We start from the raw sequence: 26,535 nt of genomic DNA on the forward strand, positions 1-26,535 counted from the left end.
GATAATGACCGCCAGACGAGATAATGAGAAGAGTGCGATCGCAATAAACCTAGAATAGCAAAACAACTGTACGCTTTACGATGAAAATCAAAAATTCAGATGAAAATTCTCATTTACTCCCCCTTATTTTATCCCAGTGTTGGTGGTGTAGAGAGCGTTACTGGGATGTTAGCAGAAGAATGGGTGCAATTGGGGGCGGAGGTAAAATTAATTTCTCAAACCCCCGATCGCAACTCAAAACCCTTTCCTTTTGAAGTCTTTCGTCAGCCTGGGGTCAAACAACAATTAAAATTGATGCAGTGGTGCGATATTTATCTGCAAAGCTGTATTAGTCTCAAAGGACTCTGGTTAGAGTTTCTGCAACCCAAACCCCTCGCTTGCATTCATCATACTTGGTATAACCGTCCGGATGGGAGTATTGTTTTAGCCGATCGCCTCAAACTTTGGCTGACTCGTTTTGCGACTAATATTTGCGTTAGTGAAGCGATCGCCTTGCATCTTCCCGTCTCATCAACAGTTATCCATAACCCTTATCAAGACAATATCTTCCGAGAAATCCCAGAAATTTCCCGCGAAAAAGAATTGGTTTTTGTGGGAAGATTGGTATCGGATAAAGGAGTCGATCTCTTACTCGATTCTCTCTTCGATCTCAAACAACAAGGACTCGTTCCCCAGTTAACTATTATTGGCGAAGGAGTCGATAAAACACGCTTGCAACAGCAAGTCAAAAGATTAAAAATTGATGCACAAGTTCGCTTTCTGGGGGTTTGTTCCCCCACAGAAGTTGCAAAAACTCTCAATGCTCATCAAATTCTCGTTATCCCTTCTCGCTGGCAAGAACCATTTGGTATCGTAGCCTTAGAAGGGATAGCCTGTGGTTGTGTTGCGGTGGGATCGCAAGGAGGAGGGTTAAAAAAGGCGATCTCCGACTGTGGTGAGACTTTTCCTAATGGCGATCGCGCCAACCTGACCAAAATTTTAGCTGAATTCTTGACAAATCCCGATAAAATTGCTAAGTACAGAAGAAATGCAAAACAACATTTACAACGCCATCAAAAAAACACGGTGGCGCAAAGATATTTACAGAGATTTAAGGCGGTTCTCGCGTGAAAATTACGATTGGGTTATTAATTGTCGTACTGCTCATTTATCTGTCCATACAACATAATGATATTTCTTTGGGAAGCTCAAACCCGATCGATGAATATGGAATTTATAGTGAAATCTTATCGGATGAGGGAGGATTATTCTTGCTCAAAGCTCTTGTCGGACTAATCATTTTATTTACAATTATCTACGTTTCTTTTCGTGATTGGCGCAGGTCTGTAAAAGCTATTTTTTTTATTCTGGTCATCGATGGAGCAATTCGTAAATGGGTTTTACCACAAGCCAGTGAGTTTATTTATTTTTTCAAAGATTTTGTTTTGCTGGGTGCGTATCTTCGCTATTATTTATTTCCCCAAGGCGAACAAAGATTTCCGATTAAAAATAACTTTGTCAATATTGCCATTATAGTTGCCTCGGGGTGGTGCATTTTTCAAGCCTTTAATCCTAACTTAGGCTCCCCTATTGTTGGGATTTTAGGTTTAAAATCCTATCTTTTCTATATTCCTTTGATCTGGATGATGCCCAGTTTATTTCGCTCGGAAGAAGAGCTTTTTATCTTTCTCCGCAATCATTTATTTTTACTAATTCCCGTAGGACTATTAGGAATTGTACAATTTTTTAGCCCCATTGATAGTCCGATTAATCAATATATTCCCGGACGCAATGAAGCGATCGCAACATTTGGGTTTGCGGGAACGCGCAATGTTCGGATTACGGGGACATTTTCTTATCTGAATAGTTATCAAGGTTATCTTTCTGCTTGCTTCGGTCTTTTAATTCCTTTATTGTCTGTCAAACAATCATCTCTTTGGCGTATTTTAATTTATATTCAAGTTTTTCTGATTAGCTTGAATTGTTTTATGACCGGATCGCGAACTCCTGTTATTGCTGCAATATTATTTATGACTGGATATTATGGAATTCGCATTTTAAGCACACCCGAAAAAATCTTTCTCTGGTTGGGTCGTTTGCTGCCTTTTTTGACTGTTGCTGCCAGCGTTGCTGTGATTTTATTCCGCCAAGTTCTCGAAGCATTTTGGACGCGAATGAGTTCCAATGCCGATCTATCCGAACGCATTCGCTTGGGTTTTATTGGACCTTTTGATTTTATTAAACTGACAGATTTAGATGGTTATGGTGCGGGAGCAACTCATGCTGGAGCCGGATCTCTAAGGGCTGTTTTTGATTTGCCGCCCGGAATTCCTCCTCCTATTGAAATTGAGCCGGAAATGGGACGAGTTGCGATCGAATTGGGTCCCATTGGTTTTCTCTTATGGTATGGCATGAGAATTGGTTTTATTATTGCTTTATTTTTGATTTTTACCCGACTAAAACGCCCCTTTTTACGAGATTTAGCTTTGGCTGCAGTTTTGATTCAATCCATTTTATTTATCAATCAGATGGTGTATCACAATAGCTTTGGACTCTATTATTGGTTATATACAAGTTTTATTTTCTTGTTACCTTGGCTCGAACGAGTGGAAAATTGGCGTGAAGAACAATTATCAATAGGAAATAACCAATAACTCAATGGCAATTACTCTTATTCATCCTACGGGTAATCCTTTTGCGCGCAATGCTGCGATCGCACTCTGGGAAATCGGCTTACTTCAGGAAATTATTACCGCGATCGCTTACAATCCTGATGGGAATTTAGCTCATTTTTTGCAGAAATTTTTCCAGGCTGGCGATCGCGAATTGGGGCGACGAACTTGGATTCCGCCAGAAAATAGGTTTTTAAAAACTTATCCCGTTGAAGAAATCCTACGAATTCTACTCCTTCGCATGGGTTTGAATCATCGTTTGGGACTCAATTCACAAAGTCTCGCAGACTGGGTTTATGTGTCTATAGATAGGCGAGTGGCGAGAAAACATCTGACAGGACTAACAGGGGTTTACGCCTATGAAGATGGGGCTGCTAGCACCTTTTCTGTTGCCAAACAACGAGAGATTAAATGCTTTTACGATCTGCCGATCGTATTTTATCGCCAAAGCCAAAAAATTCAACAAGAAGAAGCCGAATTATTCCCTGAACTTGCTCATTGTTTGCAATCCATTCAAGAACCTGCGTGGAAGTTGGAGCGAAAAGAACAAGAAATTGCTCTGGCTGACTGTATCATTGTTCCTTCGACTGCTGTAGCGCGATCGCTTTCAAATGCAGGCGTTCAAAAAGAGAAAATAAATATTATTCCTTTCGGTTCTCCCCACGACTATTTCCAGTCACAACCGAAGAAAGATAAACAATTTCGTGCTTTATTTGTAGGGCGAGTAGGAGCGAGAAAAGGCATTCATTATCTCTTGCAAGCATGGCAAAAGCTGAACTTAATCGATGCAGAATTGTTATTAGTAGGCATGAATGAAATCGGCGATCGCTATTTGGGACAATATCAAGATTCTTTTCGCTATATTCCCTCAGTTCCTCACGCAACGCTGAATCAATATTATAGTTCTGCTAGCGTCTTTGTTTTTCCTTCTTTAGTAGAGGGTTTAGCGTTAGTTTTATTAGAGGCGATGGCTTGCGGTATTCCTATTATTACCACGGAAAATGCTGGAGGAAGCGATATTATTACTGATGGTGTGGAAGGATTTATTATTCCCATTCGCGATACGGAAGCCATTCAAAAAAAACTTGCTTGGTGTTACGATCATCCCCAAGAATTGGTAGAAATGGGCAAGGCTGCACGGAAAAAAGCCGAGGAATTAACATGGAAATTGTATCGCGATCGTTTGTCGAGTTTGGTGTTAAAGGTAATGAATGAGAAAACATAATACGAACGAACTTAGTGAGATATAAAAAACAGGAACTGAATTGTGTCTTTTCCAATATTCAAAATGCGTTACAATTGGGAGAGAATTCCTAATATCGTTCCTTTTTTGATCTCATCGAACTGACGTTAATATAAACTCACATCAAGATCTAGCCAGTGCTGCCAAAGAAATCCAAGAGTTGCTCGAGCAGCTCTCGAAGTATTTGCCCCCTCAGCGAAAAGTCAGCCATTGCCGAAAAAGCGATCGCAACTGGCTCGGTAAAATCGTTCGGATCGTCAAAGCAGTGGGGAAAGAGACATTTTTCGAGGCGATCGATCATCCCGAAGTTAACGTCCTGAGAGCGATGAAGAACTTCTTTCGGACTGAATTCTAGGATATGTGGCAAAAAAAAGACAGCGCGACAAACGCTGTCCGAACAACCAACTTTAAATTTACCTTAACAGGATTCGATGGGAGGCGATCGCAAAATTGCTACGGGTTCTACCTCGGAGATGGGTGCAGGCTGTACCAAAGCCGGCACAAACCCCCGTAAATAACCCGTGAGTTGCGTGGTGGTCGCATCGTAAATCTGGGTGGCAATTTTAGGATATAATCCAATACCGATGATGGGAATCAACAGGGAGGCAATGATAAACACCTCTCGCGGTTCCGCATCGATGAGGGCTTCGTGTTTCACCAACTCCTTATTTTCTTTGCCGTAGAAAATTTCCCGCAACATGGAGAGGAGGTAGATGGGAGTCAGAATGACCCCAACGGCGGCCAGAATCACCACAATGACCCGAAAAGTGGGGCTATAGGCATCACTGGTCGCAAAGCCCACAAAGACCATTAATTCCGCCACAAAGCCGCTCATTCCGGGCAGAGCTAAAGAGGCAAAAGAACAAGTCGTCCACATGGCAAAGACTTTCCGCATTTTCTGACCGACTCCCCCCATCTCGTCCAGCATCAGGGTATGAGTGCGATCGTAGGTACAGCCCACCATAAAAAACAAACTCGCCCCGATCAACCCGTGGGAAATCATTTGCAGCACCGCACCGCTTAACCCCAAAGAGGTAAAGGAAGCCATACCAATCAAAACGAAACCCATGTGAGAAATAGAGGAATAAGCGATTTTCCGTTTTAGGTTGCGCTGGGCAAAGGAAGTGAGTGCCGCGTAAACAATATTGACAACCCCGAGAATCACTAAAATTGGAGCGAACTTAACGTGAGCCTCAGGCAGCATTCCCAAGTTCATGCGGATGAGAGCATAGCCGCCCATTTTTAAGAGAATGCCTGCCAGTAACATATGGGCTGGTGCCGTGGCTTCTCCGTGAGCATCTGGTAGCCATGTATGCAAGGGAAAAATAGGCAGTTTGACTCCATAAGCGATGAGGAAACCGCCATAGAGTAAGAGTTGTAGCGTTACAGGGAAATTCTTGCCCGCGATCGCAGCCATATCAAAGGTGACGGTATCCCCATAAAAGGCCATGGTCATGGCCGCCACCAAGATAAACAAGGAGCCGCCTGCGGTGTAGAGAATGAACTTCGTCGCCGCATAAAGGCGCTTTTTTCCACCCCATATCGACAGAATCAGGTAAACGGGGACTAATTCCAACTCCCAAACGAGGAAGAAAAAGAGCATATCTTGAACGGCAAAAACGGCAATTTGTCCGCCGTACATCGCCAACATCAAGAAATAGAAAAACTTGGGTTTTAACGTCACCGGCCAAGCTGCCAGAATGGCCAATGTGGTAATAAAACCCGTAAGAATCACGAGGGGCATGGATAAACCATCTACTCCTACGGACCACTTTAGATCGAGTTGCGCGACCCATGTATATTGCTCGACCAATTGCAACTCGGGACTAGAGAGATCGTAGCTGGTATAAAAGGCAGCAATGATGAGGGCAAAATCAATTAATCCGATGATTAGGGCATACCATCGCACCGTTTTGCCATCCTTATCCGGAATTAAAGGAATGAACAATCCGGCGATAATGGGAAACAAAATAATGGTCGTTAGCCAAGGAAAATGTTCCATTTGTGTTGGGTAATGGGTAATAGGGAATAAGGAATGGGGAATGGGGAATGGGTTATTTGTCCGCCAGACGAACAAATAACCGATAATCATTACGCAATACTGGAGATAACCACAAATCCTAAGACGGCGGCGAAAATAATTAGGGCGTAGAATTGGACGCGACCGTTTTCTAGATATTTCAATCCTTGTCCGGTGACAACAGTAACTAACCCCGTGAAATTGACGGCACCATCGACAACGCGGAAATCGATTTCCAACATTTGCCGGGCTAACCGACGGGAGTTGATGACAAATACTTTGTCGTAAATGTCATCGAAATACCATTTATTGAGGGAGAGATTGTAAAGGGGTTGGATGGAATTGGCGATCGCACTGGGGTCGATTTTCTTTTGCAAGTACATCAAAGACGCGATCGTAATCCCGATCAGGCCAATTCCCACAGAAGAACCCGCCATGATCGAGAATTCTGTCCAATTAAATTCCACGACCTCATGCAAGACTTCTCCCGGGGCGTGGACTAACCATTCAAAATCATTGTGCCAAGGACGACCGAGAAGCCCGATCGCACAGGAAGGAATGGCCAGCATGACCAAAGGGAAGGTCATCGTCCACGGGGACTCGTGGGGTTCGCTGGCGTGGTGATGGTCGCCATGTCCTAATTCGTGAGGATCCATCGCACCGGGTCCAAAGGCGGGTTGTAGTTCCCCCACTTCGGCGGCTTTCAACTGTTGGCGAATGCTTTCATCATTACCTCGGAATTTCCCTTCAAAGGTCATAAAATACATCCGGAACATATAGAAAGCGGTAATTCCTGCCGTCAGCCAGCCGACGACCCAGAGGGCGGGGTTGGCTTGAAACGCCAGACCGAGAATTTCATCTTTCGACCAGAATCCCGCAAAGGGAGGAATTCCGCAAATGGCCAGATTTCCCACCAAAAAGGTCGCGGAGGTGATGGGCATATATTTCCGCAACCCCCCCATCAAGCGCATATCCTGCGCCAAAACTGGATCGTGACCCACTACCGCTTCCATACCGTGAATGACGGAACCGGAGCAGAGAAACAACATGGCTTTAAAGTAGGCGTGGGTCATCAGATGGAAGAGTCCGGCACTATAGGCACCGCTTCCCATCGCCATCACCATATAGCCCAATTGAGAGATTGTAGAGTAGGCCAGCCCTTTTTTGATGTCATTTTGGGTAATGGCGATGGATGCCCCTAGAAACGCCGTTGCTGCCCCCGTCCAAGCGATCGTTGTCATGGCGATGGGAATTTGCTCGAAAACAGGATACATCCGGGCGATCAGGAATACTCCTGCCGCGACCATTGTTGCCGCGTGAATCAGGGCAGAAATGGGGGTAGGACCTTCCATCGCGTCCGGTAGCCAGACGTGGAGGGGAAATTGAGCGGATTTGGCCACGGGTCCGAGAAAGACCAAAATGGCGAAGAGGGCGGCCATTCCTCCGGCTAATGCCCCAGAGGAGACGAGTTCGTGCAAGCGATCGCCAATGACTTCAAACTCAAAACTTCCGGTCGCCCAGTATAAGCCGAGCATTCCTAAGAGGAGTCCGAAGTCCCCGACGCGGTTGGTAACGAAGGCTTTTTGACAGGCATCGGCAGCCGCCTTGCGATCGTACCAGAAGCCGATGAGGAGGTAGGAACACATCCCCACCAATTCCCAGAAAATGTAAACTTGAACCAAGTTAGGGCTGATGACCAAACCCAACATGGAAGCGCTAAAGATACTCAGATAGGCGTAAAAGCGTACATAGCCGTCGTCGTGTGCCATGTAACCGTCGGTGTAGACCATGACGAGAAAGGCGACGGTAGTGACGATAACGAGCATTACAGCAGTCAGGGGATCGATGATATAGCCCATCGAGAGGTGAAAGTCCCCGGCTGCTGCCCATTCAAAGGTTCGTGTATAAGTTTCGTGTCCTTGGGTTTGACTCCAAAGCAGGGCAAATGAATAAGCCATCGCCACCCCGAGGAGGGTGATGATAAAAGCGGCGTTAATTTGTCTGAGTTGATTGGTCGTTTGATTGAAGGAGATCAGCCCGAGACCCACCAGTGCTGCACCGAGCAAGGGCAGGAGGGCGATCGTCCAAGCGTAATCGTAAAGGAAGGGTTCCATCGCAAAGTGCTTGTTTTCGTTTTGTCGTCTTGCTTATGAAGAATACCGTTAACAATTCTTACACAAGCTGTTCTTCAAAAAGTATTTATGCTTATCTCTTGAGATTTGGGGTTTTGGGTTTTGCGACGAGGCGATATACGGGAAGGCTAACGCGATCGCGATAAAATTGGATAAAAAGCCAAGATGCGGCTTGATGGATTACAAAAGTCTCATTAGGATGGAATCGGGAAAGCGAGGGGGCAAACCCTGTATTCGGTGAATGCGGATTACGGTTGACGAAATTCTCGAGTATTTGGCATCGGGTATGACTCAAGAAGAAATTCTCGCAGATTTTCCTTATCTCACACCAACCGATATCCTTGCTTGTTTCTGGTTTGCGGCTCGAGGCGATCGCTTTAATACCATTCAAGAGTAAAATTTCTCTGCTATGTTAACAACTACACAAAATTTACTGACTCTCGAACAGTTTTTAAAACTTCCAGAAACAAAACCTGCTAGTGAATATATTGACGGCGAAATCATTCAAAAACCTATGCCAAAAGGAAAACACAGTCGCTTGCAGTTTAGATTGTGCGATCGCATCAATGAGGTTGCAGAAAGCGATCGCGTTGCTTCTGCTTTTCCAGAGTTGCGCTGTAGTTTTGGCGATCGCTCTCTCGTCCCTGATGTTGCAGTTTTTCAATGGTCGAGAATTCCTTTTGATGTCGATGGAGAAGTCCCGGATGATTTTCTCTTATCTCCAGATTGGACGATTGAAATTCTTTCTCCCCAACAAAGTTCAAATCGCTTCATTACCAACATTCTCTACTGTTTACAGCATGGATGCGATCTGGGTTGGTTAATCGATCCTAGCGATCGCTCTGTTTTGGTGTTTCTGCGCGATCGCCAGCCTGAAGTTTTACGAGGAAAGGATATTTTACCCGTATGGGATGCGATCGCGTTAGAAATTACGGTTGATGAGATGTTTGGTTGGTTAAAAATGAATGTTAATTGAGGAAATTGGCTCAATTTCAAGCAAAAATCAAGCGTCCTTTTGGTTCTGGAATGGGTTTTCCAATTTCTTTTGCTGTTTCAATCCATTCGCGAATAATAACCTCGGCATTTTGTACGGCTTCTTGATAAGTTTCCCCATCTGCCATACATCCGGGGAATTCTGGCACTTCCACAAGAAATGCCTCATCTTCTTCACTCCAATAAATAATCATTTCATAGCGAATCTGCATCTTATCCTCCTAGTTTATATTTGAGAATTACATTGCGAATTTGTTTGACTTGGTAGGCTTTAGCTTTTCCCTTTTTAGCTTGAATATTTAGAATTTCTTCGATTCCTTCTTGACTAAAAATATGATGGCTTCCTCGAATTCTTTCATTAAAGCCTAAGTTTTTTAAAAGTTGACATAAATGAATTGATTTCATTATTGGCTCTGTATTATTTTCATCTTGGCTTTTAATCTGCTCTACAATGATTCGACAAGAGTACAAAATCAACTCTAAACTATCTATTGTAGGGCGTATTATACTATCTATATTGTCTAGTATTTTTTGTATCTAAAGAACTATTCATAACTGTTTTCTCAAAAATCACTTTTCATTAAAAAAACTCAATCGACTTCGGCAAACTTTTCCGAGAGTTCGTCAGGAATTTCTAAGGTAATTTGTGCCACGGGAGGATTGAGTAAGAGCTTGGCTAGTTTAGTTGTATTCTATCAAAATATTTTGCGATCGCATTAGTTTTCTCGTAGAAAATATCGCACCGACTAATCTCCTCAACAGCATCTAACAAGAAAGCGATCGCAACCGCTTTCTTCGCCGACTTCTCCGATCTGTTATCTCATTGGGATTTGTTCCACAAGTTTAAATAATTTTATACGATTATTACCCGCTACACTTTATCATGAACGTTTATTGAGCTTAAAATGATAAGAGCGCGATCGCCCATGAAAAATAATCAGTTGATGTTTGTCTTATTTTTAACGGTTTTTATTGATGTTATTGGTTTAGGTATTATTATTCCTTTGCTCCCGTTTTATGCAGAACATTTTGGCGCATCACCGGCTATTATTACCCTCCTGTTTAGTTGTTTCTCGTTAATGCAGTTTATTTTTTCACCGTTTTGGGGATCTTTAAGCGATCGCATTGGTAGAAGGCCGATTATTTTGGTCTCGATGGCGGGGAGTTGTCTTTCTTATTTATGGTGCGGTTTAGCAACTTCTTTATGGATGTTATTTGCCTCGCGCTTATTGGCAGGATTTATGGGAGGAACTGTAGTTACGGCTCAAGCTTATATTTCCGATATTACGACGGCTGAGAATCGCGCGCAAGGAATGGGATTAATTGGCGCTTCTTTTGGGCTTGGGTTTACTTTGGGACCTGCGATCGGTGGCGTATTAGCCGGGGTCAATACCGAAAGTGTTAATTATCAATTACCTTTATTAGCCGCTTCTGGGCTATCTCTGGCGGGTTTTACTTTGGCTTGTTTTATCTTGCCCAAATCTAACCCAAAAATTGCCGATAAACCCCCTCAAGTTGTTTCGGTATCAAAACGGTTATCCGGTCTTATGGAAACCTTACAACGTCCCTTAATTAATATCTTAATTGGGGTCTTTTTCTTGATAGGAATCGGGTTGTTAGGCGCTCAAACGACTTTAGCATTATGGCTGGAACGGCAATTTAGTTGGGGACCGCAACAAACAGGCTACCTTTTGATGTTTTGCGGCATTGTTGCCACAATTTTTCAAGGGGGTTTGATTGGTATCCTTAACAAAAGATTTGGCGAGCTTAAGTTACTCATCGGCGGCTTAATTATTTTGGGAACGGGATTATTTTTAACTCCTTTTTCCAATAATTTAGGTTTACTTTTAGGGGCAATGACTTGTTTGACAATTGGAGAAGGTCTCTCGAAAACAGCAACTCGGAGTGTTATTTCTCAATTAGCAGAACCTCACGAAACAGGCAAAATGTTAGGCATGACGCAATCGGCACTTTCCTTGGGAACAATTATCGGACCGAGTTTAGCTGGGTTTACTTTTGTGGCGATTAGTAAAGATGCGCCTTTTTTTAGTGGGGCTTTGTTAATCTTAATTGCGACGATCGCTTGCTTATCCGCGATCGAAAAAATACGATTGAGGCTGAGTTCTTGCGGTGAATAGCGAAATCGCCAATTTCTCGTGCTGTTGCGATCGCCTGCATTCTCCTAGAGAGTAAGCGTTCATTGCTCATTGATAATTGCAAGCAGCGATCGCACGGGAACAATATGTTTATCCAAACCCAATACTTCCGGCTCGAGTCCCAAAGCCAAACCCACCAATTGCGGTAAATGCAGCACGGGAATGCCTAATTTTCGCCCGATAACCTTCTCCACTTCCGGCTGACGAGAATCTAAATTCAGATGACACAAAGGACAAGGCGTAACCAAACAATCCGCCCCTGCTTCGATCGCCTCAATTAAATGTTTCCCCGCCAGAGAAAATGATTCTTCCGTGGCATAACTGGAAATCGGCCAGCCACAGCATTGCGTGCGTCCGCGATAATAAATGGGATTTGCGCCCACCGTGCGGAAAATATTCTCCATTGACTCCGGTTGAATGCGATCGTCAGGAAGTATCTTTTGACCTCGCAATAAATAGCAGCCATAAAACGCCGCACAATTTAAACCCGTTAAACGTCGCGTGACCCTTTCCGCCAAAGCCTCTAGCCCATAATCTCCCACCAATACCCAAAGCAGATGCTTAACATCCGTCGTACCGCGATAAGGGGAGCATCCCTCCTGTTTGAGAAAACCATTCACCTGCTGAAAATAAGCCGGATCGTTTTCCCGAGCTTCCTTGAGGCGTTCGTCTACATGGCCGATAACCCCCTGACAAGTGCTGCAATGGGTTAATAAAGGTAAATTCAAAGATTCCGCCAACGCAATATTGCGAGCATTCACCGTATCTTCGAGCAATTGAGAATCTTCCTTATAGGTTCCCGAACCGCAACAAGCCGCTTTTTTCAATTCGATGAGTTGAATATCGAGAGTGCGAGCGATCGCCGCCGTAGACAAATAAAGCTCGCGGCATGCACCTTGGGCGACACAACCGGGAAAATAAGCGTATTGTAGGGTTGAAGACATCGGGTTTAAGGGTTGGGAATAGGGTTTTTGTGACTGTTCTATCTTCTCTTAAACTTGGCGGAAAAAGATAAATCCGCGAGAAATTCTTTAACGCGGCGCGATCGCGCGATCGCCATCTGAGGAGAGAAAGACAATTTACAAGCCGTCCCGAATCCATTGGCGAAATCGCCCCTCTTTCCGATATGATAAAAAATACTGAAAATTTTATAAAATTTCATTGCCAACAACTTGAGGAAAGTATTAATGAGCGACTCTACTTTTGAGACAGTCAAGAAAATTATCGTCGAGCAGTTAGAAGCCGACGAAGCAGCCGTAAAACCCGAAGCCACCTTTGCAGAAGACCTCGGGGCTGACTCTCTCGATATTGTGGAATTGGTGATGGCTCTGGAAGAAGAATTCGATATCGAAATTCCCGATGATGCAGCCGAGAAAATTTCCACGGTTCAATTAGCCGTAGATTACATCAACGAGAAAGTTTCGACTCCAGCCTAGATTAACTCGGGAGATTCTTGCTCTTTGAGGCACTCCCTCGCGTTCTGCACTGCGATCGCCCCTCTACATTTAGGGTCTATCCTTCCATCACTCATCTAGAATCATGACGAATTTGCAACGGAAAAGAGTTGTTATCACGGGTCTTGGCGCAATTACCCCCATTGGCAACACCTTGACGGAATACTGGCAGGGCTTAATGGAAGGTCGCAATGGCATCGATACGGTGACCCATTTCGATCCATCTCACCACGCTTGTCGCATTGGCGGGGAAGTCAAAGGCTTCGATCCCTATGAATATCTGCCGCGCAAGGAAGCAAAACGAATGGATCGCTTCTCTCAGTTTGCCGTATCCGCCAGCAAACAAGCTCTAACCGATGCAAAATTAGAAATTGATGACTTGAATGCCGATCGCATTGGCGTGTTGATCGGGACGGGAGTGGGAGGAATTAAAGTTCTAGAAGACCAGCAAGAGGTTTATTTGAACAAAGGACCTTCTCGCTGTAGCCCGTTCATGATTCCCATGATGATCGCGAATATGGCGGCTGGACTGACGGCAATTCATACGGGGGCCAAAGGTCCGAATACTTGCGCGGTCACGGCTTGCGCGGCGGGATCTAATGCGATCGGCGATGCGTTTCGCTTGGTTCAAGGCGGCTATGCCGATGCCATGATTTGCGGCGGTACGGAAGCGGCAATTACCCCCCTTTCTTATGCGGGTTTTGCTTCAGCCCGAGCGCTCTCTACCCGCAATGACGACCCCAAACACGCCTGCCGTCCTTTCGATAAAGACCGCGATGGTTTTGTTATGGGCGAAGGATCGGGAATTCTCATTCTGGAGGAGCTGGAATATGCTCTGGCTCGCGGGGCGAGAATTTATGGGGAAATCGTCGGGTATGGCATGACCTGCGATGCCTATCATATGACTTCTCCGGTACCCGGAGGACTCGGAGCAACCCGCGCGATCGAACTGGCCCTCAAGGATGGTGGTTTAACCCCCGATCGCGTCAGCTATATTAACGCCCACGGCACCAGTACCGCCGCCAACGATCCCACGGAAACTAATGCGATTAAAAAAGCTTTAGGCGATGCAGCCTATCAAATTCCTGTCAGTTCTACTAAGTCCATGACGGGGCATTTATTGGGAGGATCTGGGGGCATTGAAGCGGTGGCAACGGTGATGGCGATCGCTAACGATCGCGTCCCTCCTACCATTAATTTAGAAGAACCCGATAAGGATTGCGACCTCGACTATATCCCCAATGAAAGCCGCGAAACTGAAGTCAAAGTAGCCCTTTCTAATTCCTTTGGCTTTGGCGGTCACAACGTTACCCTAGCCTTTCAGAAATATCAATAATTGCTATTCGCAATTGGAAAGCCTGAATATTACAACTGGAAAGCGATCGCGAGCCTTAGAGTTCGCGATCGTTATTCATGTTTAACGCCAAGGGAGCAAACTAATAACCAATCACTAATAACTACAAAATGCAAAAAGAACGACAAATTGCGATCGCTGCCGTGACTGCTGCGGCCAAACTGTGTGAAACCGTTCGCGCTCAAAAGTCTCAACCCCTGACCAAACCAGATGCCAGTCCCGTCACCGTTGCCGACTTTGGTGCCCAAGCAATTATCTGTCAAGCCTTAGCCGCTAACTTTCCCAACGATCCCATTATTGGCGAAGAAGATTCGGCCCTGTTAAAGCAAGGCGATCGCTCTGAAGATTTGACTCGCGTTGTCAGTTTGGTACGGGAGAGTCTGCCCCACGCGACTCCCGATGAGATATTGCAATGGATCGATCGCGGCAATGGCGAAATTGCGCCCCGTTATTGGACCCTCGACCCCATCGACGGCACAAAAGGGTTTATTCGCGGCGATCAATACGCGATCGCCCTTGCCTTCATCGAAAATGGCAAACTGAAATTAGGAGCGATGGGTTGTCCTGCTTTACCCATCGATCCCGCCGATCCCGATAGTCCTAAAGGCGTTCTTTTTATTGCAGTGCGAGGGGAAGGTACGCAAATGCTGAGTTTAGGAAACAATACTTCTCTACCTGCAAAAACGAACTCTACCGACGATCCTCAAATCCTGAAACTGATTACGAGCGTTGAAGCCCGTCACAGCGATCGCGACAAACAAAAAGCGCTCATGGTAGCCTTGGGCATGACGCAGCCAGTGTTACGGATGGACTCCCAAGCCAAATACGCCGCCGTCGCCCGAGGAGAAGCCGATATTTATACCCGCATTCCTCCCCCAGATCGCCCCGATAAACGGGAAAATATTTGGGATCACGCCGCCGGTGCGATCGTTCTAGAAGAAGCCGGAGGATGTGTCACCGACCTCGACGGCAAACCTTTAGATTTCTCCTTGGGTGCGAAATTAACGGCAAATCGCGGTATTGTCGCCAGTAATGGCACGATTCACGACCGAGTTTTGCAATTTACTCACCAGAAAAATTGAGTATAAATGCTGAAACTATTAAGAAAAATTATAACTGGCTATCAAGGTGTTGACATCCCCAAATTTTGTTGTAATCTAATAGTCAGGTGTGAGGAAAAAGTGAGAGAAGACGCTTGGGGTCGAAACAAGGCAAGACTCCCAGGTGTCTTTTCTCTTTAATTTTGGTAATCGGTAATCGGTAATGGGTAAATTCAAGATTTGGCAGAAATTACTATTTTCTCTTCCCTTCAGCCTGTTGTTCCTCGAAACAGCACTCGATCCAGTTTTGGCGCAACCCATCCGATCGCCAGATAAAACCATTGAGTGCGAAATACTCGTCATTGGTGGCGGTTTAGCGGGAGCCGCAACGGCCTATGAAGCCCTTCTCGACGGACGTACCGTTTGCCTGACCGAGATTACCGACTGGGTGGGAGGACAAATTTCCGCCCAAGGAACTTCCGCCCTCGACGAGAAAAGCAAACAGCGATCGCTTCTATTTTATCCCCAAGGGTATAACGAGTTTCGCATTCACATCGAAAAAAAATACGGTCGTCTCGATCCCGGAGACTGTTGGGTCAGCGAGTCTTGTTTTCTCCCCAATGATGCCCACGACCTGCTAAGCGAGCAATTGCAACGAGCCGCCAAACGCGGCCGGGGAACCTTGCATTGGTTTCCCAACACGGTAATTAAAGAACTAGAAATCAGTCCCGAAGGCAATATTATTCAAAGTGCGATCGCCATTCAGCATCAACCCGCTCCAGATGCACCGCCCCTCAACAGCGAACCTCTTTCTCAAACCCTCGAAGATGCTTATACTTATACCGATTCCTCTCGCTTCACCAAAACAATTATTCAATTTCTACCCCAATCTAAAAACGATCCCAGTTTGGTGAATTGGTATGTTGTCGATGCAACAGAAACAGGAGAAATTATCGCCCTAGCTGACGTTCCCTATCGTCTCGGCATCGATCCCCTCTCCTCGGTAGAACCTTCTTCCTCGGGGAGCATTACCCAAGGGGATCCCTACTGCACTCAAGGGTTTACCTATACTTTTGCCATGGAAAAAATGGCAGAAACGCAGACATACAATGTTCCCGCCTTCTATAGCCAATACAAACCCTACTACAGTTACGAACTCTCTCGCTTTGCCAGTATCGATCTTTTGTTTAGCTATCGCCGCATTTGGAGTCCCAAAACTGGAGAACCGGATAGTTTTGGCGGCATTCGCTGGAGTAAAGTGACTCCGGGGGATATATCGATGCAAAATTGGACATGGGGCAATGATTATCGCCCTGGTACCGCAACTGATAATTTAATTTACACTCGTTCCCAATTGCAGGACATGGGGCAGTTAGAACCGGGACAATGGCTGGGAGGATTGCGAACTGATACCTTGAGAAAAGGAGAAGAACATGCGATCGGATTTTTCTATTGGTTGGTGCAGGGAACGACCGACTCGCGGTTGGGAAATGGAGTCAAAGAAAGCGATCGCACCCATCGCTATCTAACAGGATTGGATTCCCCCATGGGCACAATACACGGATTATCGAAATATCCCTATATTCGCGAAGGTCGTCGCATCATCGGCCGCCCCTCTTTTGCCTATCCCGAGGGGTTTAGCGTCACGGAATTGGATATCTCTGCGAAGAACTATCGCGATGAATACTATCAAAACACTTTACCCCATAAAATGTATGCAGATATGTGGCGGAGATTGTCTGGATTGGGGGTTATTGATGTCATTCTTGAGAATACTCCCACAGAACGCATTACCCGCCGCACCCGGTCTACTCTTTATCCCGACTCGGTGGGAATTGCTCAATACAATATCGATTTTCATCCTTGCATGACCCTCTCTCCCCCGGAAATTCCGGGAAATACAGAACGAGAAGGCACAAGGCAAGGGGCGGGTTTGACCTATCCGGCACAAATTCCCCTGCGGGCCATGATTCCCCAAAAAGTGGATAATCTTTTAGTCGCAGGCAAAAGTATTGCTACCAGTCATATTGCTGCTGCGGCCTATCGCGTGCATTCTTTTGAATGGTCTGTAGGGGCGGCGGCGGGAATGACAGCCTCTTATGCCTTGGAAGAGGATATTATGCCCCATCAACTCGTTGAAACCATGCCGCGACCCAATCCTCAATTACAGGAACTCAAATTGCGTTTGGTGGAAAGGGGCAATCATAATGCCTTCCCGGATACTTCCCTGTTTAATTTAGACTGGGATAGCTGGAAATAATTTCTAATTTCAGCAATATTATTGCTCTAAAGAGAGGAAAATAGAAGCAATGCCAACGAGTAAAGAGTTTCGGCAAGGTCAATGGAGACTGGGACAAGTTATGTCTATCGGTTTAGGAACTATTGCGCTTGTTAATTTGGTACTGAGTGGTATTTCTTATTCCAGCACTCGTGCTGCATCGAGAACCATGTCTTGGGTGAATCATACGAATGAAGTCAAGGCCGATATAAGATTATTAGAAAAAATTCTAGTGGATGCAGAGACTGGACAGCGAGGATTTATTTTTACGGGTCAGGAAGAATTTTTGGAATCCTATCGTCAAGGACAGCAAATAAAAAAAAACACGGTAGAAAAGTTGAAAAATCTGATTTCAGACAACTCGGAACAAGTCCAAAGGCTCACTCAGATAGATTTTTTGATTCAAGATAAATTTTCTGAATTGGCGAGAACCGTTGATTTAAAACGAAATGGTAAAGAGCAAGAATTAATGTCTCTAGTTCTCTCTGAAGAAGGAAAGCGGATTATGGATGAAATTAGAAGCAGACTTGCTGAAATGGAGCAAGTAGAGAATACACTGTTAGAAAAACGGCAAAAGGAAGCGGTACAAGCAGAACGAGTTTCTCAAATCGTCATAATTGCTGGGGCTAGTGCTATCTTGGGACTGACTCTGGCCATATTTTGGTTAATTCGGCAAGGGATAATACAACCTATCGAGAAAATTGCCTCTGATATTACCGTCTCTTCTTCTGAGATTGCCAGCACCATTAACGAACAAGAACGGGTTGCCAGTCAACAAGCAGCCTCAGTCAATCAAACAACCGCGACCATCGATGAATTGGCAGCATCATCGAAGCAAATGGCAAATCAAGCGGAAGCAACTTCTAAAGGCAGTCATGAGGTGGTCTTCTTAACTCAAGAAGGCCAACAAGCGGTGGAACTTTCTGTCCAAGAAATCGCAGTGCTGAAAACCAATGCAGAAAGAATTAGTCAGCAAACTCGGGGTTTGGAAAAACAAGCGGCTGAGATTGGTACGATCTCCAATCTCGTCAGCGAGATCGCAATGCAGACAAATCTTCTGGCGTTAAACGCGGCGATCGAAGCGGTACGGGCAGGAGAACAAGGTCTGGGGTTTGGTGTTGTGGCTTCAGAAATTCGTAAACTCGCAGACCAGAGTAAACAATCTGCTCACCAAATTGACTCTCTTGTAGAAGAGATTACAAATGCTATTAATTCAACGATTCACGTTACATCTGAAGGAACTCAAATCGTAGATAATGCGATGCAAGTCGCTCAAACAACGGCCTCAACTTTTGGTAAAGTCGCTTCTTCTATTAATGAAGTCGTGTTAAATTCACAACAAATTTCCATCAATATTAGGCAACAAGATGTAGCAATTCAGCAGATTGTTGAGGCGATGAATGCGATTAATCAAGGGTCTGGCGAAACAGCGATTGGACTTAACCAAACTAAGGTTAGTATGGAAAGGCTGAATAGAGGATCTAAAGTTCTTGTTGAGTTAATGTGATTCTTGCAATAGTAATAATTGAAAGATATTAATTTGAGAATTAATCTTAATATCGTAGGTTAGGTTTTGCTTCGCGTAACCTAACCCAAACCAAACCACTGCATTGACTAGAAACCACTAAAAGGAGAGATCGGCTCAAATCGACAGATATAGGGATCGTTGGTGCGTTGTACGGGGCAAGCAATATTATTAAGAGGATTGTCACCGAGGTCAAGTCTCCCTAAGTTTGTTAAATTAGCGAGAGGTTTGGTGTCTTCGATTTGATTGCCGCCGAGCATCAGAAGCGTTAAATTCGTCAAATTGGCAAGGGGTGTCACGTCTTTGATTTGATTGTTGTTGAGGCGAAGCCCTGTCAAACTTGTCAGATTTACAAGAGGTGTTACATCTTTGATTTGATTAAAACTGAGGTGCAAATCCTGTATTTTCTTCAGATTGGCAAGGGGGGCTATATCTGTGATTTGATTGCGATCGAGGTTAAGCGAGTTTAGATTCAGGTTAGCGAGGGGTGTTACATCTTTAATTTGATTGCGATCGAGATTCAGTTCTGGTAATTTTGTCAGGTTGACAAAGGATGCTGGTGTTTCAATTTGATTATCGGCAAGACCCAGAAAGGTCAACTCCGTGAGATTTGTTAATGGTGCTGTATTCTCGATTTGATTCCCTCTGAGGTTAAGCCATGTCAACTTTGTCAGATTGGCTAGGGGGGCTGTATTTTTAATAAAATTGCCGCCAAGAGCTAGACTGGTTAGATTGGTCAGGTGGGCTAATGGCGCTATATTTTTAATGAAATTGTCGTATAGGGAAAGTTCTGTTAGATTCGTAAGGTTAGCGAGGGGTGCTATATTTTCAATCACGCTATAATCGATTGTCAGTGACTCTAACTGAGTCAGATTGTCAAGGAATGTTATATTTTCGATGAGATTATTATCCAGAGAAAGTTTTTTCAGATTAGTCAAATTAGCAAGCGGTTCTGCGTTCTCGATATGATTTTCATTGAGGTAAAGTTTTTGCAAGTTCGTCAAATTCGCGAGGGGTCTTAGATCTCTAATATTCTTGGCAACGAGGTTGAGCCAAGTTAATTTAGAGATCGCTTCTCCCGCCCGATCGCATTCTTCTATCTCAATTTGTTTTAACAACACTTCAACCGTATGCCGCGCCTCTGGGGTTAAATCCTCTTTGTTCTCGCACCAATCGGCAAAGGATTCAAAGCGATCGCTTTGGTCTAAGACGAAGGGATTATTATTCAGATAAAGCTGCCTCAAATTTGTTAAGTTATCGAGGGATGCAGCGTTCTCAATTTGATTGTCATCAAGAAAAAGCTCTTGCAAATTTGTCAAATTGGCGAGTGATGTTACGTCTTTAATTTGATTCTGACCCAGTTCGAGATTAGTTAAATTTGTTAGGGTTGCCAACGGTGCTATATTTTCGATTTGATTGTTACCCAGATCGAGAAATGTTAGCTTCGTCAGATTCGCTAAAGGAGCTACATTCTCAAGTTGATTGTGTCGAAGGTCAAATGCAGCTAAATTTGTCAGATTTGCTAAGGGGATTATGTTTTTAATTTGATTGTAACTAAGAGAAAGGCTAGTCAGATTCGTCAGGTTTGCTAAGGGAGTGACATCTTTGATTTGATTACCTGCAAGTCCGAGTTGGCTGAGGTTTGTCAAGTTTGCCAGTGGCGTTACATCTTCAATTTGGTTCAGTCTCAGGAAAAGTTTGTTCAAATGCGTGAAACTCGCGAGGGGCGATACATCCACGATTTGTTTTTTATCAAGAGTAAACAATGTTAAGCGAGCGATCGCTTCCTCAGCCCGATCGCATTCCTCTGTACCCATTTCCTTCAACACGACCTTGACGGTATGTCGTGCTTCTAGGGTCAAATTTTCTTGATTTTCGCACCAATCGGCAAAGGTTTGAAAGCGATCGCTTTGTGCCGAAGTGCTGCGATTGCAAGAACTCGCGATGAAAATTGAGAGTAAAGCGATCGCTGCGATTTTTTTCATAGTCCCCTCATTTTCTTTCCAGTGTATCTTGTGAGTGCAAAAGGATGCGGAAGGAATTGGGAGAGCGATCGTAATTTCTTCTCGATCTCTATTTTGCCTAAAGTTTAAAGGAAATTGCTCTCAACTTATCTAGCGATCGCTTCGTATTATCTGTAATGATTTTTATCGATCCATTCAAGCATCCAAAATCATAAACTTGTCAATCTTTAGGTTTGTAGCTGAGAAAAAGAAATATGAACTTTTGCAGAGATTAATATGAACTTTGGCCGATTACATCTAAGATAGTCAGCAAATATAATGATAATAACTTTAAAAAACTCCATTTTTAATATTTTTACCGATGGGCATTTCGCGATCGCCAAAGAGAGCGAGGCAACTCCCATATTTTTCCCCCGTTGTTGCCCTTATTCTCGGTTTGACTCACCAGTTTCCATCTCCCGCTCAATCTATTATTCCCGAAGCGAATAGTACGGGAACGCTCGTGGCGATCGACGGTCAGCAATTTAATATCCAAGGCGGGATTCTCTCTGGCGATGGACAGAATCTTTTTCATAGTTTTGAGAGATTTGGACTGGAAACAGGACAGATTGCTAATTTTTTTACCCAAGCTGAAATTCGCAATATTTTAGGACGAGTAACGGGGGGAACACCTTCCTTTATCGACGGCACGATTCAAGTTTTAGGGGGAAATTCCCACCTTTATTTAATGAATCCGGCTGGGATGATTTTTGGAGCTAATGCGCGTCTCAATGTACCGGGGGATTTTTTCGCAACAACGGCAACGGGGATTGGTTTTGGGAATAATAATTGGTTTAATGCCGTGGGAACGCCCAACTATCAAGCATTAGTGGGAACGCCTTCTCAATTTGCCTTCGATCTCGAACAACCCGCCGCGATTATTAATGCCGGGGATTTGGCGGTCACATTGGGTCAGAATTTAACCTTACTGGCTGGCAATGTTATTAATACGGGAAAATTGCAAGCAACAGCAGGTAATATTATTATCTCGGCCGTACCGGGAACGAGTTTGGTAAAAATTTCTCAACCGGGACATTTACTGAGCTTGGAAATTGAAGTCAATGCAGAACCAGAGGGTGAAATTGTTGCCTTTAATGCCCTCGATCTACCTGAATTGTTAACCGGTGCAGATATAGAAACGGGATTGAGTTTGGGGGCAGAAAACTCGGTTTTGTTACATCATAGTGGCGTGGAGCTACCAACAGAAACCGGTAGCGCGATCGCCTCGGGTCTGCTCAATGTCTCTGGAGAAACTGGCGGCAGCATTCATATTTTAGGGGAGCAAGTGGGGGTCATTGCAGGCAATATCGATGCGTCGGGCAAAGAGGGCGGCGGCACGGTTTTAATCGGGGGGGGCAAGCAGGGTCAGGGTAACATTCCCAATGCTCGTCACACCTATGTTAGTAAAGATTCGCTCATTACTGCCGATGCCACGGCAGCAGGAGACGGGGGAAAAATTATTGTTTTCGCGGAAAACTATTCTGGAATTTACGGCACCCTAACCGCACGAGGAGGCGACTTGGGTGGAGAAGGTGGCTTTATTGAAACGAGTGGAATGCAAGGATTGGATGTCACCAAAGTTCCTGATGTGGGCGCATTGTTGGGAAACGGGGGAGAATGGCTCATCGATCCCCACAATATCAGTATCGTTGCAGCCGGAGCGGGGGCGAGTAATATCAACACGAGTTCCCCTTTTACTGCTATGGGAGATAATGCCACGTTAGCGATCGATCTGATTCTCACGGCATTGGCGGCGGGAGATGTGACGATCGCAACGGGAACGAGTGGTTCGCAAGCAGGAAATATTAGTTTGGATACCTCTCTCACTTTTAATTTAACTGCGGCAAGAACTCTCACTCTAGATGCAGCCGGAGCGGTTCAAATCAATCAACCGATTGACGGTGTAACAGGCAGTTCCCCTTTAAATCTTGTTTTTAAGGGGAATAATGCCAATCTGAGTAGCGGTGAAGGTCGAGTTCGGATTGCCAGCAATATCAATACTTTAGGTGGCGATATTACGGCATGGGGACGCAGTGAGATTGCTGGCGCTCGCGGTGTTGAATTGAGTTCGGGGTTTTCTCTTGACTCGGGAGGGGGAGAGATTGAGCTAACTGGCGTGAGTGCGGGTGCTGCTTGGCAAGGAGTGAGGAATTTAGGGGGGATTTTTTCGAGAGGCGGCGATGTTAATATTGTGGGGGAAGGCAATAATTCCCAAGGGATTCAGATTAATGGGACGCTTGATTCGGGAGGAGGGGCGATCGCTTTAACCGGGACGGGAAACAATCATGCGGGGGTTTTCATTAGCAATCCGGTTTTATCGGGAAGCGGAGATATTACGTTTACGGGAACGAGTAATAATCATACAGGGATTCGGATTGGTAACACCATTGATTCGGATGGGGGCAAGATTGAATTTATTGGCTCGAGTCATAGCGCGAGTTCGAGCCATGCCGGCATTCTCATGCAAAATGCACCGACGATCGCTGCCAATGGGGGCGATATTGCTTTTTTGGGGGAAAATAATGCAGCAGTTGCGCCGAATAGTGTCAATGCAATTCTGATTTCGGGGGCTTCTCCAGCCAATATTACCGCTTCTGTGACAACTGGGACGGCGGGGAATATGACGATGAAAAGCGATCGCGGATTAATCGATCTGAGCCAAGGAATTTTGCATTCTGTTGGCTCTAATGGTGGGAATATTTCTGTTGAAGCCCCCCAAGATATTGTTACCAGCGAGATTATGATTTTGGCTAGTGGTGTTGGCGGTAATAGTGGCAATTTATTCCTGAAAAGTACGGCGGGAAATATTGATACGACGAATGATAGTTTAATTACGGCAGCAACGGGAATGGGAGGAAATATTACTCTAGAAGCAGCAACGGGAGATATTCGCGTTGGCGTTATCAATGCTCAATCTCTGGGGGGAAGTAATGGAGGTACAATTCTTGTCGATGCCAATGGCACGATCTCTGTTGAAGGGAATCAAATCGCTACCAATAATCGCGATATTACCCTCGACGGTACGGTTATTCTCAATAGCAACCTTGATGGGATGACGGATGGAGGCGGCAAAATCGATATTAATGGCACAGTTGATGGTAATTTTGCGTTAAATTTAACGTCTGGAAGTGAGGGGATTGAAATTAACGAAGCGATGGGCAGCACAACTCGTCTCGATCGCTTTGTTGCCAATGGCGCGATCGATGCAATCTCTACGAATGGGTTAGAAATTCAGACCCAAAACGATCTGATTGCGGGTAATATTATTGCTCCCGAGGGGATTGTTTTGCAGAGTAACAGTGGTGCGATCGCGACGGGAAATCTCGATACAAGGGGCAATAATGGCGATGTGACCTTGCAAGGGACGGGGAATATTAGTACGGGACGCATCGATGCGAGTAATGGGGGACTTGGAGGAATCGTTGCGATCGCGGGGAGTCAATTTAATGTCAATGGAGATATTCTCACCGACGCTCGCGACATTACGATTAATGCACCCATGCAGATCGACCGAGATGCTCGCATTGCCACATCGGGGAGCGGTGAAATTACCTTTCACGGCACAGTAGACGGTCAATACGATTTGGTTCTCGATGCCAATAATATTGAATTTAAGGGGACGGTGGGAGGAAGCGATCGCCTCGATCGTTTAACGGCGAATGCAGATATCTCCACCAGCGAATTGAGTGGGATTAATATCTTAACAATTGGAGATATTGCCACCGATCGGATTACTGCTTCCGGGGGCATCCTCCTCAACAGCAGCCACGGGGCGATCGCTACGGGGAAACTCAACACTGCCAATACAGGGAATGCTGGGGATGTTGACCTCACTGCCTTAGAGATTACCCTCGAGGCGATCGATGCTCAAAGTTCTGGGGCGATGGGAGGGGATGTTAACATTCTCGCCAATTCATTTCGCGCTACTGGAACATTGAGCGATCTCAATGGAACAAATGCAAGTATTGCCACCACGGGAGGAACTGATGGCGGGACGGTGATGATTCAACATAGGGGCAATGGGGTGACTCCTTTTATTGTCGGGAATGCCAGTATCAACGGAACAACTGGGGCGATAACTCGAGGCAATGGCAGTAATGAAACCATCGCTCCCGCGCAAAGTTATCTCCTCACTCACAAACAAGATAGCGATCGCTTGCAAATTATCTCGGTTTCCACTCTCCCCACTCTGCCAATGCCCCCCACTCTGCCAATGCCCCCCACTCCTCCAATTCCTCCCACTCCGCCCACTTCCTCAAATTCTGCCTTCGATTTAGCCTTTCTCATTGGCAATCTCCTCGGAGCCGATACCACGATTAATACCGTCGGTGGGGGAGAATATGAGTTTATCTGGTCGATTTCTGGAACGCCCTTGCTTTCCCTCGATCTCGAACTGCCTTGGCTGGCTAATTTTTCTGCCTCACAAATCGAAAATCATGCTCGTATTGCTCCTAATGCCAATGTATTTGAAACTTTTCAGCCTTCTGATACCGATAATCTCATCGCTGCGATCGATCGCCAATTTACGCAGCAATACGAAGAATATGCAGGGGAGGAAACCGAAGCAGAAAGCGTTTCCGCCCGAGATATCCAAGAGATGCTGAAAACCGCAGAACAACAAACTGGGAAAAAGGCGGTGATTCTCTATGGGTTGAACCGAGGAGACACTCTGCAACTCGCTTTAGTCCTTCCTCACGGTCCTCCGATTGCGAAAACAGTTGTTTTAGAGTCGGGAATGCGTCTCAACCAGACAGCACGTCAATTCCGTCGCGGCGTGACCGATCGCTCCGATCGCTATCTCGTCCCGGCTCAACAGCTATACAATTGGTTGATTGCCCCTTACGAGTCGGAATTGACTGCCCTAGAAGTCGATACTCTAATTTTCAGCCTCGATGCGGGATTGCGAACGCTTCCTCTCGCTGCCTTACATGATGGAGAACGATTTCTCGTGGAAAAATTCAGCCTCGGTCAGATTCCCAGTGTCAGTCTCAGCGATCGCCGCCCCCGCGATCGGCAAACTCCGCACGTTTTAGGCATGGGGATTTCCGACTATCCCGAGAAAGATCCATTACGGGCGGTACCGGCGGAGTTGTCTTTAGTGACAGAACAATTAGGAGAAGGAGAAAAGTTCATCAATCATCAATTCACTTTTGCTAATCTGTACGCTCACAGTCAGAGCGATGATTACAATATTATTCACCTCGCCACTCATGCAGACTTCCAACCCGGGCGATCGGAAGGGACTTATATTCAATTATGGGAAGAGCGCATGGGGATCGATCGCTTTCAAGATTTGCAATGGCATCAGAATGCAGCGATCGATTTGCTGGTATTGAGTGCTTGTCGCACGGCATTGGGCGATCGGCGATCGGAGTTGGGTTTTGGGGGTTTGGCGTTACAATCGGGGGTGCGATCGGTTCTCGCGAGTTTGTGGAATGTTCACGATTTTGGCACTTTTGCCCTGATGGGGGAATTTTATACTTATTTAAATGAGTCTAATGCAATTATAAAAGCGGAGGCGTTACAAAAAGCACAGATTGCTCTGATCCACGGTGAAATAGGAAGCGAGTTTTTAAAAGAGAATTCCTCGGCTGCGATCGCATCTTCGTTAAAAATATTACAGAATTCTGATTTTACTCATCCTTATTATTGGAGCGGGTTTACCTTGATCGGGATGCCGTGGTGA

Annotated in this window: 19 protein-coding genes and 1 pseudogene; 13 read left to right on the forward strand and 7 right to left on the reverse strand. The window is 45.3% G+C overall.

The annotated features are described in order from the left end of the window. Window positions 1–99 precede the first annotated feature (99 nt). The 4 genes from AC6RV6_RS15580 (at window position 100) to AC6RV6_RS15595 (ending at window position 4,249) form a co-directional block, all read left to right on the forward strand. Entirely contained in the window at window positions 100–1,110 is a 1,011-nt protein-coding gene (locus AC6RV6_RS15580; RefSeq protein WP_500241791.1) for a glycosyltransferase family 4 protein, read from the forward strand. Then, window positions 1,107–2,633: a hypothetical protein gene (locus AC6RV6_RS15585; RefSeq protein WP_500241792.1), complete on the forward strand. Its 1,527-nt coding sequence runs from the start codon at window positions 1,107–1,109 to the stop codon at window positions 2,631–2,633. Before AC6RV6_RS15580 ends, AC6RV6_RS15585 begins: the two co-directional genes overlap by 4 nt. 4 nt (window positions 2,634–2,637) lie before the next feature. Then, entirely contained in the window at window positions 2,638–3,876 is a 1,239-nt protein-coding gene (locus AC6RV6_RS15590; RefSeq protein ID WP_500241793.1) for a glycosyltransferase family 4 protein, read from the forward strand. Window positions 3,877–4,078: 202 nt separating this feature from the next. Further along, window positions 4,079–4,249, forward strand: coding sequence for a hypothetical protein (locus AC6RV6_RS15595; protein WP_500241794.1), 171 nt, complete (start codon window positions 4,079–4,081; stop codon window positions 4,247–4,249). 63 nt (window positions 4,250–4,312) lie between these two features. Here AC6RV6_RS15595 and AC6RV6_RS15600 read toward each other — a convergent pair whose 3' ends face one another. Together AC6RV6_RS15600 and AC6RV6_RS15605 are read right to left on the reverse strand one after the other, a co-directional pair. Then, window positions 4,313–5,896: an NAD(P)H-quinone oxidoreductase subunit 4 gene (locus AC6RV6_RS15600; protein ID WP_500241795.1), complete on the reverse strand. Its 1,584-nt coding sequence runs from the start codon at window positions 5,894–5,896 to the stop codon at window positions 4,313–4,315. Window positions 5,897–5,985: 89 nt separating this feature from the next. Beyond that, window positions 5,986–8,028 carry an NAD(P)H-quinone oxidoreductase subunit 5 gene (locus AC6RV6_RS15605; protein WP_500241796.1) on the reverse strand — a complete coding sequence of 681 codons (2,043 nt, stop codon included), beginning with the start codon at window positions 8,026–8,028 and terminating at the stop codon, window positions 5,986–5,988. 193 nt (window positions 8,029–8,221) lie between these two features. Between AC6RV6_RS15605 and AC6RV6_RS15610 the strand changes: the two are divergent. Both AC6RV6_RS15610 and AC6RV6_RS15615 read left to right on the forward strand, forming a co-directional pair. Beyond that, a pseudogene (locus tag AC6RV6_RS15610) lies at window positions 8,222–8,443 on the forward strand (DUF433 domain-containing protein). A gap of 12 nt (window positions 8,444–8,455) precedes the next feature. Then, window positions 8,456–9,022, forward strand: coding sequence for a Uma2 family endonuclease (locus AC6RV6_RS15615; RefSeq protein WP_500241797.1), 567 nt, complete (start codon window positions 8,456–8,458; stop codon window positions 9,020–9,022). A 16-nt stretch (window positions 9,023–9,038) separates the two neighbouring features. On the opposite strand, the gene AC6RV6_RS15620 is transcribed toward AC6RV6_RS15615, so the two are convergent. Together AC6RV6_RS15620 and AC6RV6_RS15625 are read right to left on the reverse strand one after the other, a co-directional pair. Continuing rightward, the gene (locus AC6RV6_RS15620) at window positions 9,039–9,251 is read right to left on the reverse strand and encodes a type II toxin-antitoxin system HicB family antitoxin (RefSeq protein ID WP_500241798.1); all 213 of its coding nucleotides are present in this window, start codon (window positions 9,249–9,251) and stop codon (window positions 9,039–9,041) included. 1 nt (window position 9,252) lies between these two features. Next, window positions 9,253–9,444 (reverse strand): type II toxin-antitoxin system HicA family toxin, encoded by a 192-nt coding sequence (locus AC6RV6_RS15625; RefSeq protein ID WP_500241799.1) that lies wholly within the window; start codon window positions 9,442–9,444, stop codon window positions 9,253–9,255. Between the two features lie 539 nt (window positions 9,445–9,983). On the opposite strand from AC6RV6_RS15625, the gene AC6RV6_RS15630 reads away from it, so the two are divergent. Next, the gene (locus AC6RV6_RS15630) at window positions 9,984–11,177 is read left to right on the forward strand and encodes an MFS transporter (protein ID WP_500241836.1); all 1,194 of its coding nucleotides are present in this window, start codon (window positions 9,984–9,986) and stop codon (window positions 11,175–11,177) included. A gap of 59 nt (window positions 11,178–11,236) precedes the next feature. On the opposite strand, the gene AC6RV6_RS15635 is transcribed toward AC6RV6_RS15630, so the two are convergent. Further along, window positions 11,237–12,139 (reverse strand): CoB--CoM heterodisulfide reductase iron-sulfur subunit B family protein, encoded by a 903-nt coding sequence (locus AC6RV6_RS15635; protein WP_500241800.1) that lies wholly within the window; start codon window positions 12,137–12,139, stop codon window positions 11,237–11,239. A 38-nt stretch (window positions 12,140–12,177) separates the two neighbouring features. After that, complete coding sequence (locus AC6RV6_RS15640; protein ID WP_500241801.1) at window positions 12,178–12,357, reverse strand: hypothetical protein; 180 nt, start codon at window positions 12,355–12,357, stop codon at window positions 12,178–12,180. Between the two features lie 25 nt (window positions 12,358–12,382). Between AC6RV6_RS15640 and acpP the strand changes: the two genes are divergently transcribed. From acpP to AC6RV6_RS15665, 5 genes are all read left to right on the forward strand, one after another. Continuing rightward, entirely contained in the window at window positions 12,383–12,631 is a 249-nt protein-coding gene (gene acpP / locus AC6RV6_RS15645) for an acyl carrier protein (protein WP_500241802.1), read from the forward strand. A gap of 103 nt (window positions 12,632–12,734) precedes the next feature. After that, a complete protein-coding gene (gene fabF, locus AC6RV6_RS15650) occupies window positions 12,735–13,985 on the forward strand; it encodes a beta-ketoacyl-ACP synthase II (RefSeq protein WP_500241803.1) in 1,251 nt (416 codons plus the stop codon). A gap of 128 nt (window positions 13,986–14,113) precedes the next feature. Beyond that, entirely contained in the window at window positions 14,114–15,085 is a 972-nt protein-coding gene (locus AC6RV6_RS15655; protein WP_500241804.1) for a 3'(2'),5'-bisphosphate nucleotidase, read from the forward strand. Between the two features lie 181 nt (window positions 15,086–15,266). Continuing rightward, window positions 15,267–17,303, forward strand: a complete 2,037-nt coding sequence (locus tag AC6RV6_RS15660; RefSeq protein WP_500241805.1) for an FAD-dependent oxidoreductase — start codon at window positions 15,267–15,269, stop codon at window positions 17,301–17,303. Between the two features lie 49 nt (window positions 17,304–17,352). Beyond that, complete coding sequence (locus AC6RV6_RS15665) at window positions 17,353–18,828, forward strand: CHASE3 domain-containing protein (protein WP_500241806.1); 1,476 nt, start codon at window positions 17,353–17,355, stop codon at window positions 18,826–18,828. Window positions 18,829–18,935: 107 nt separating this feature from the next. Here AC6RV6_RS15665 and AC6RV6_RS15670 read toward each other — a convergent pair whose 3' ends face one another. Further along, window positions 18,936–20,831: a leucine-rich repeat domain-containing protein gene (locus AC6RV6_RS15670; protein WP_500241807.1), complete on the reverse strand. Its 1,896-nt coding sequence runs from the start codon at window positions 20,829–20,831 to the stop codon at window positions 18,936–18,938. Between the two features lie 340 nt (window positions 20,832–21,171). Here AC6RV6_RS15670 and AC6RV6_RS15675 point away from each other — a divergent pair, with 340 nt between their 5' ends. After that, window positions 21,172–26,535, forward strand: a complete 5,364-nt coding sequence (locus AC6RV6_RS15675; RefSeq protein ID WP_500241808.1) for a CHAT domain-containing protein — start codon at window positions 21,172–21,174, stop codon at window positions 26,533–26,535.

The organism is Spirulina sp. LEGE 11439 (assembly GCF_059821285.1).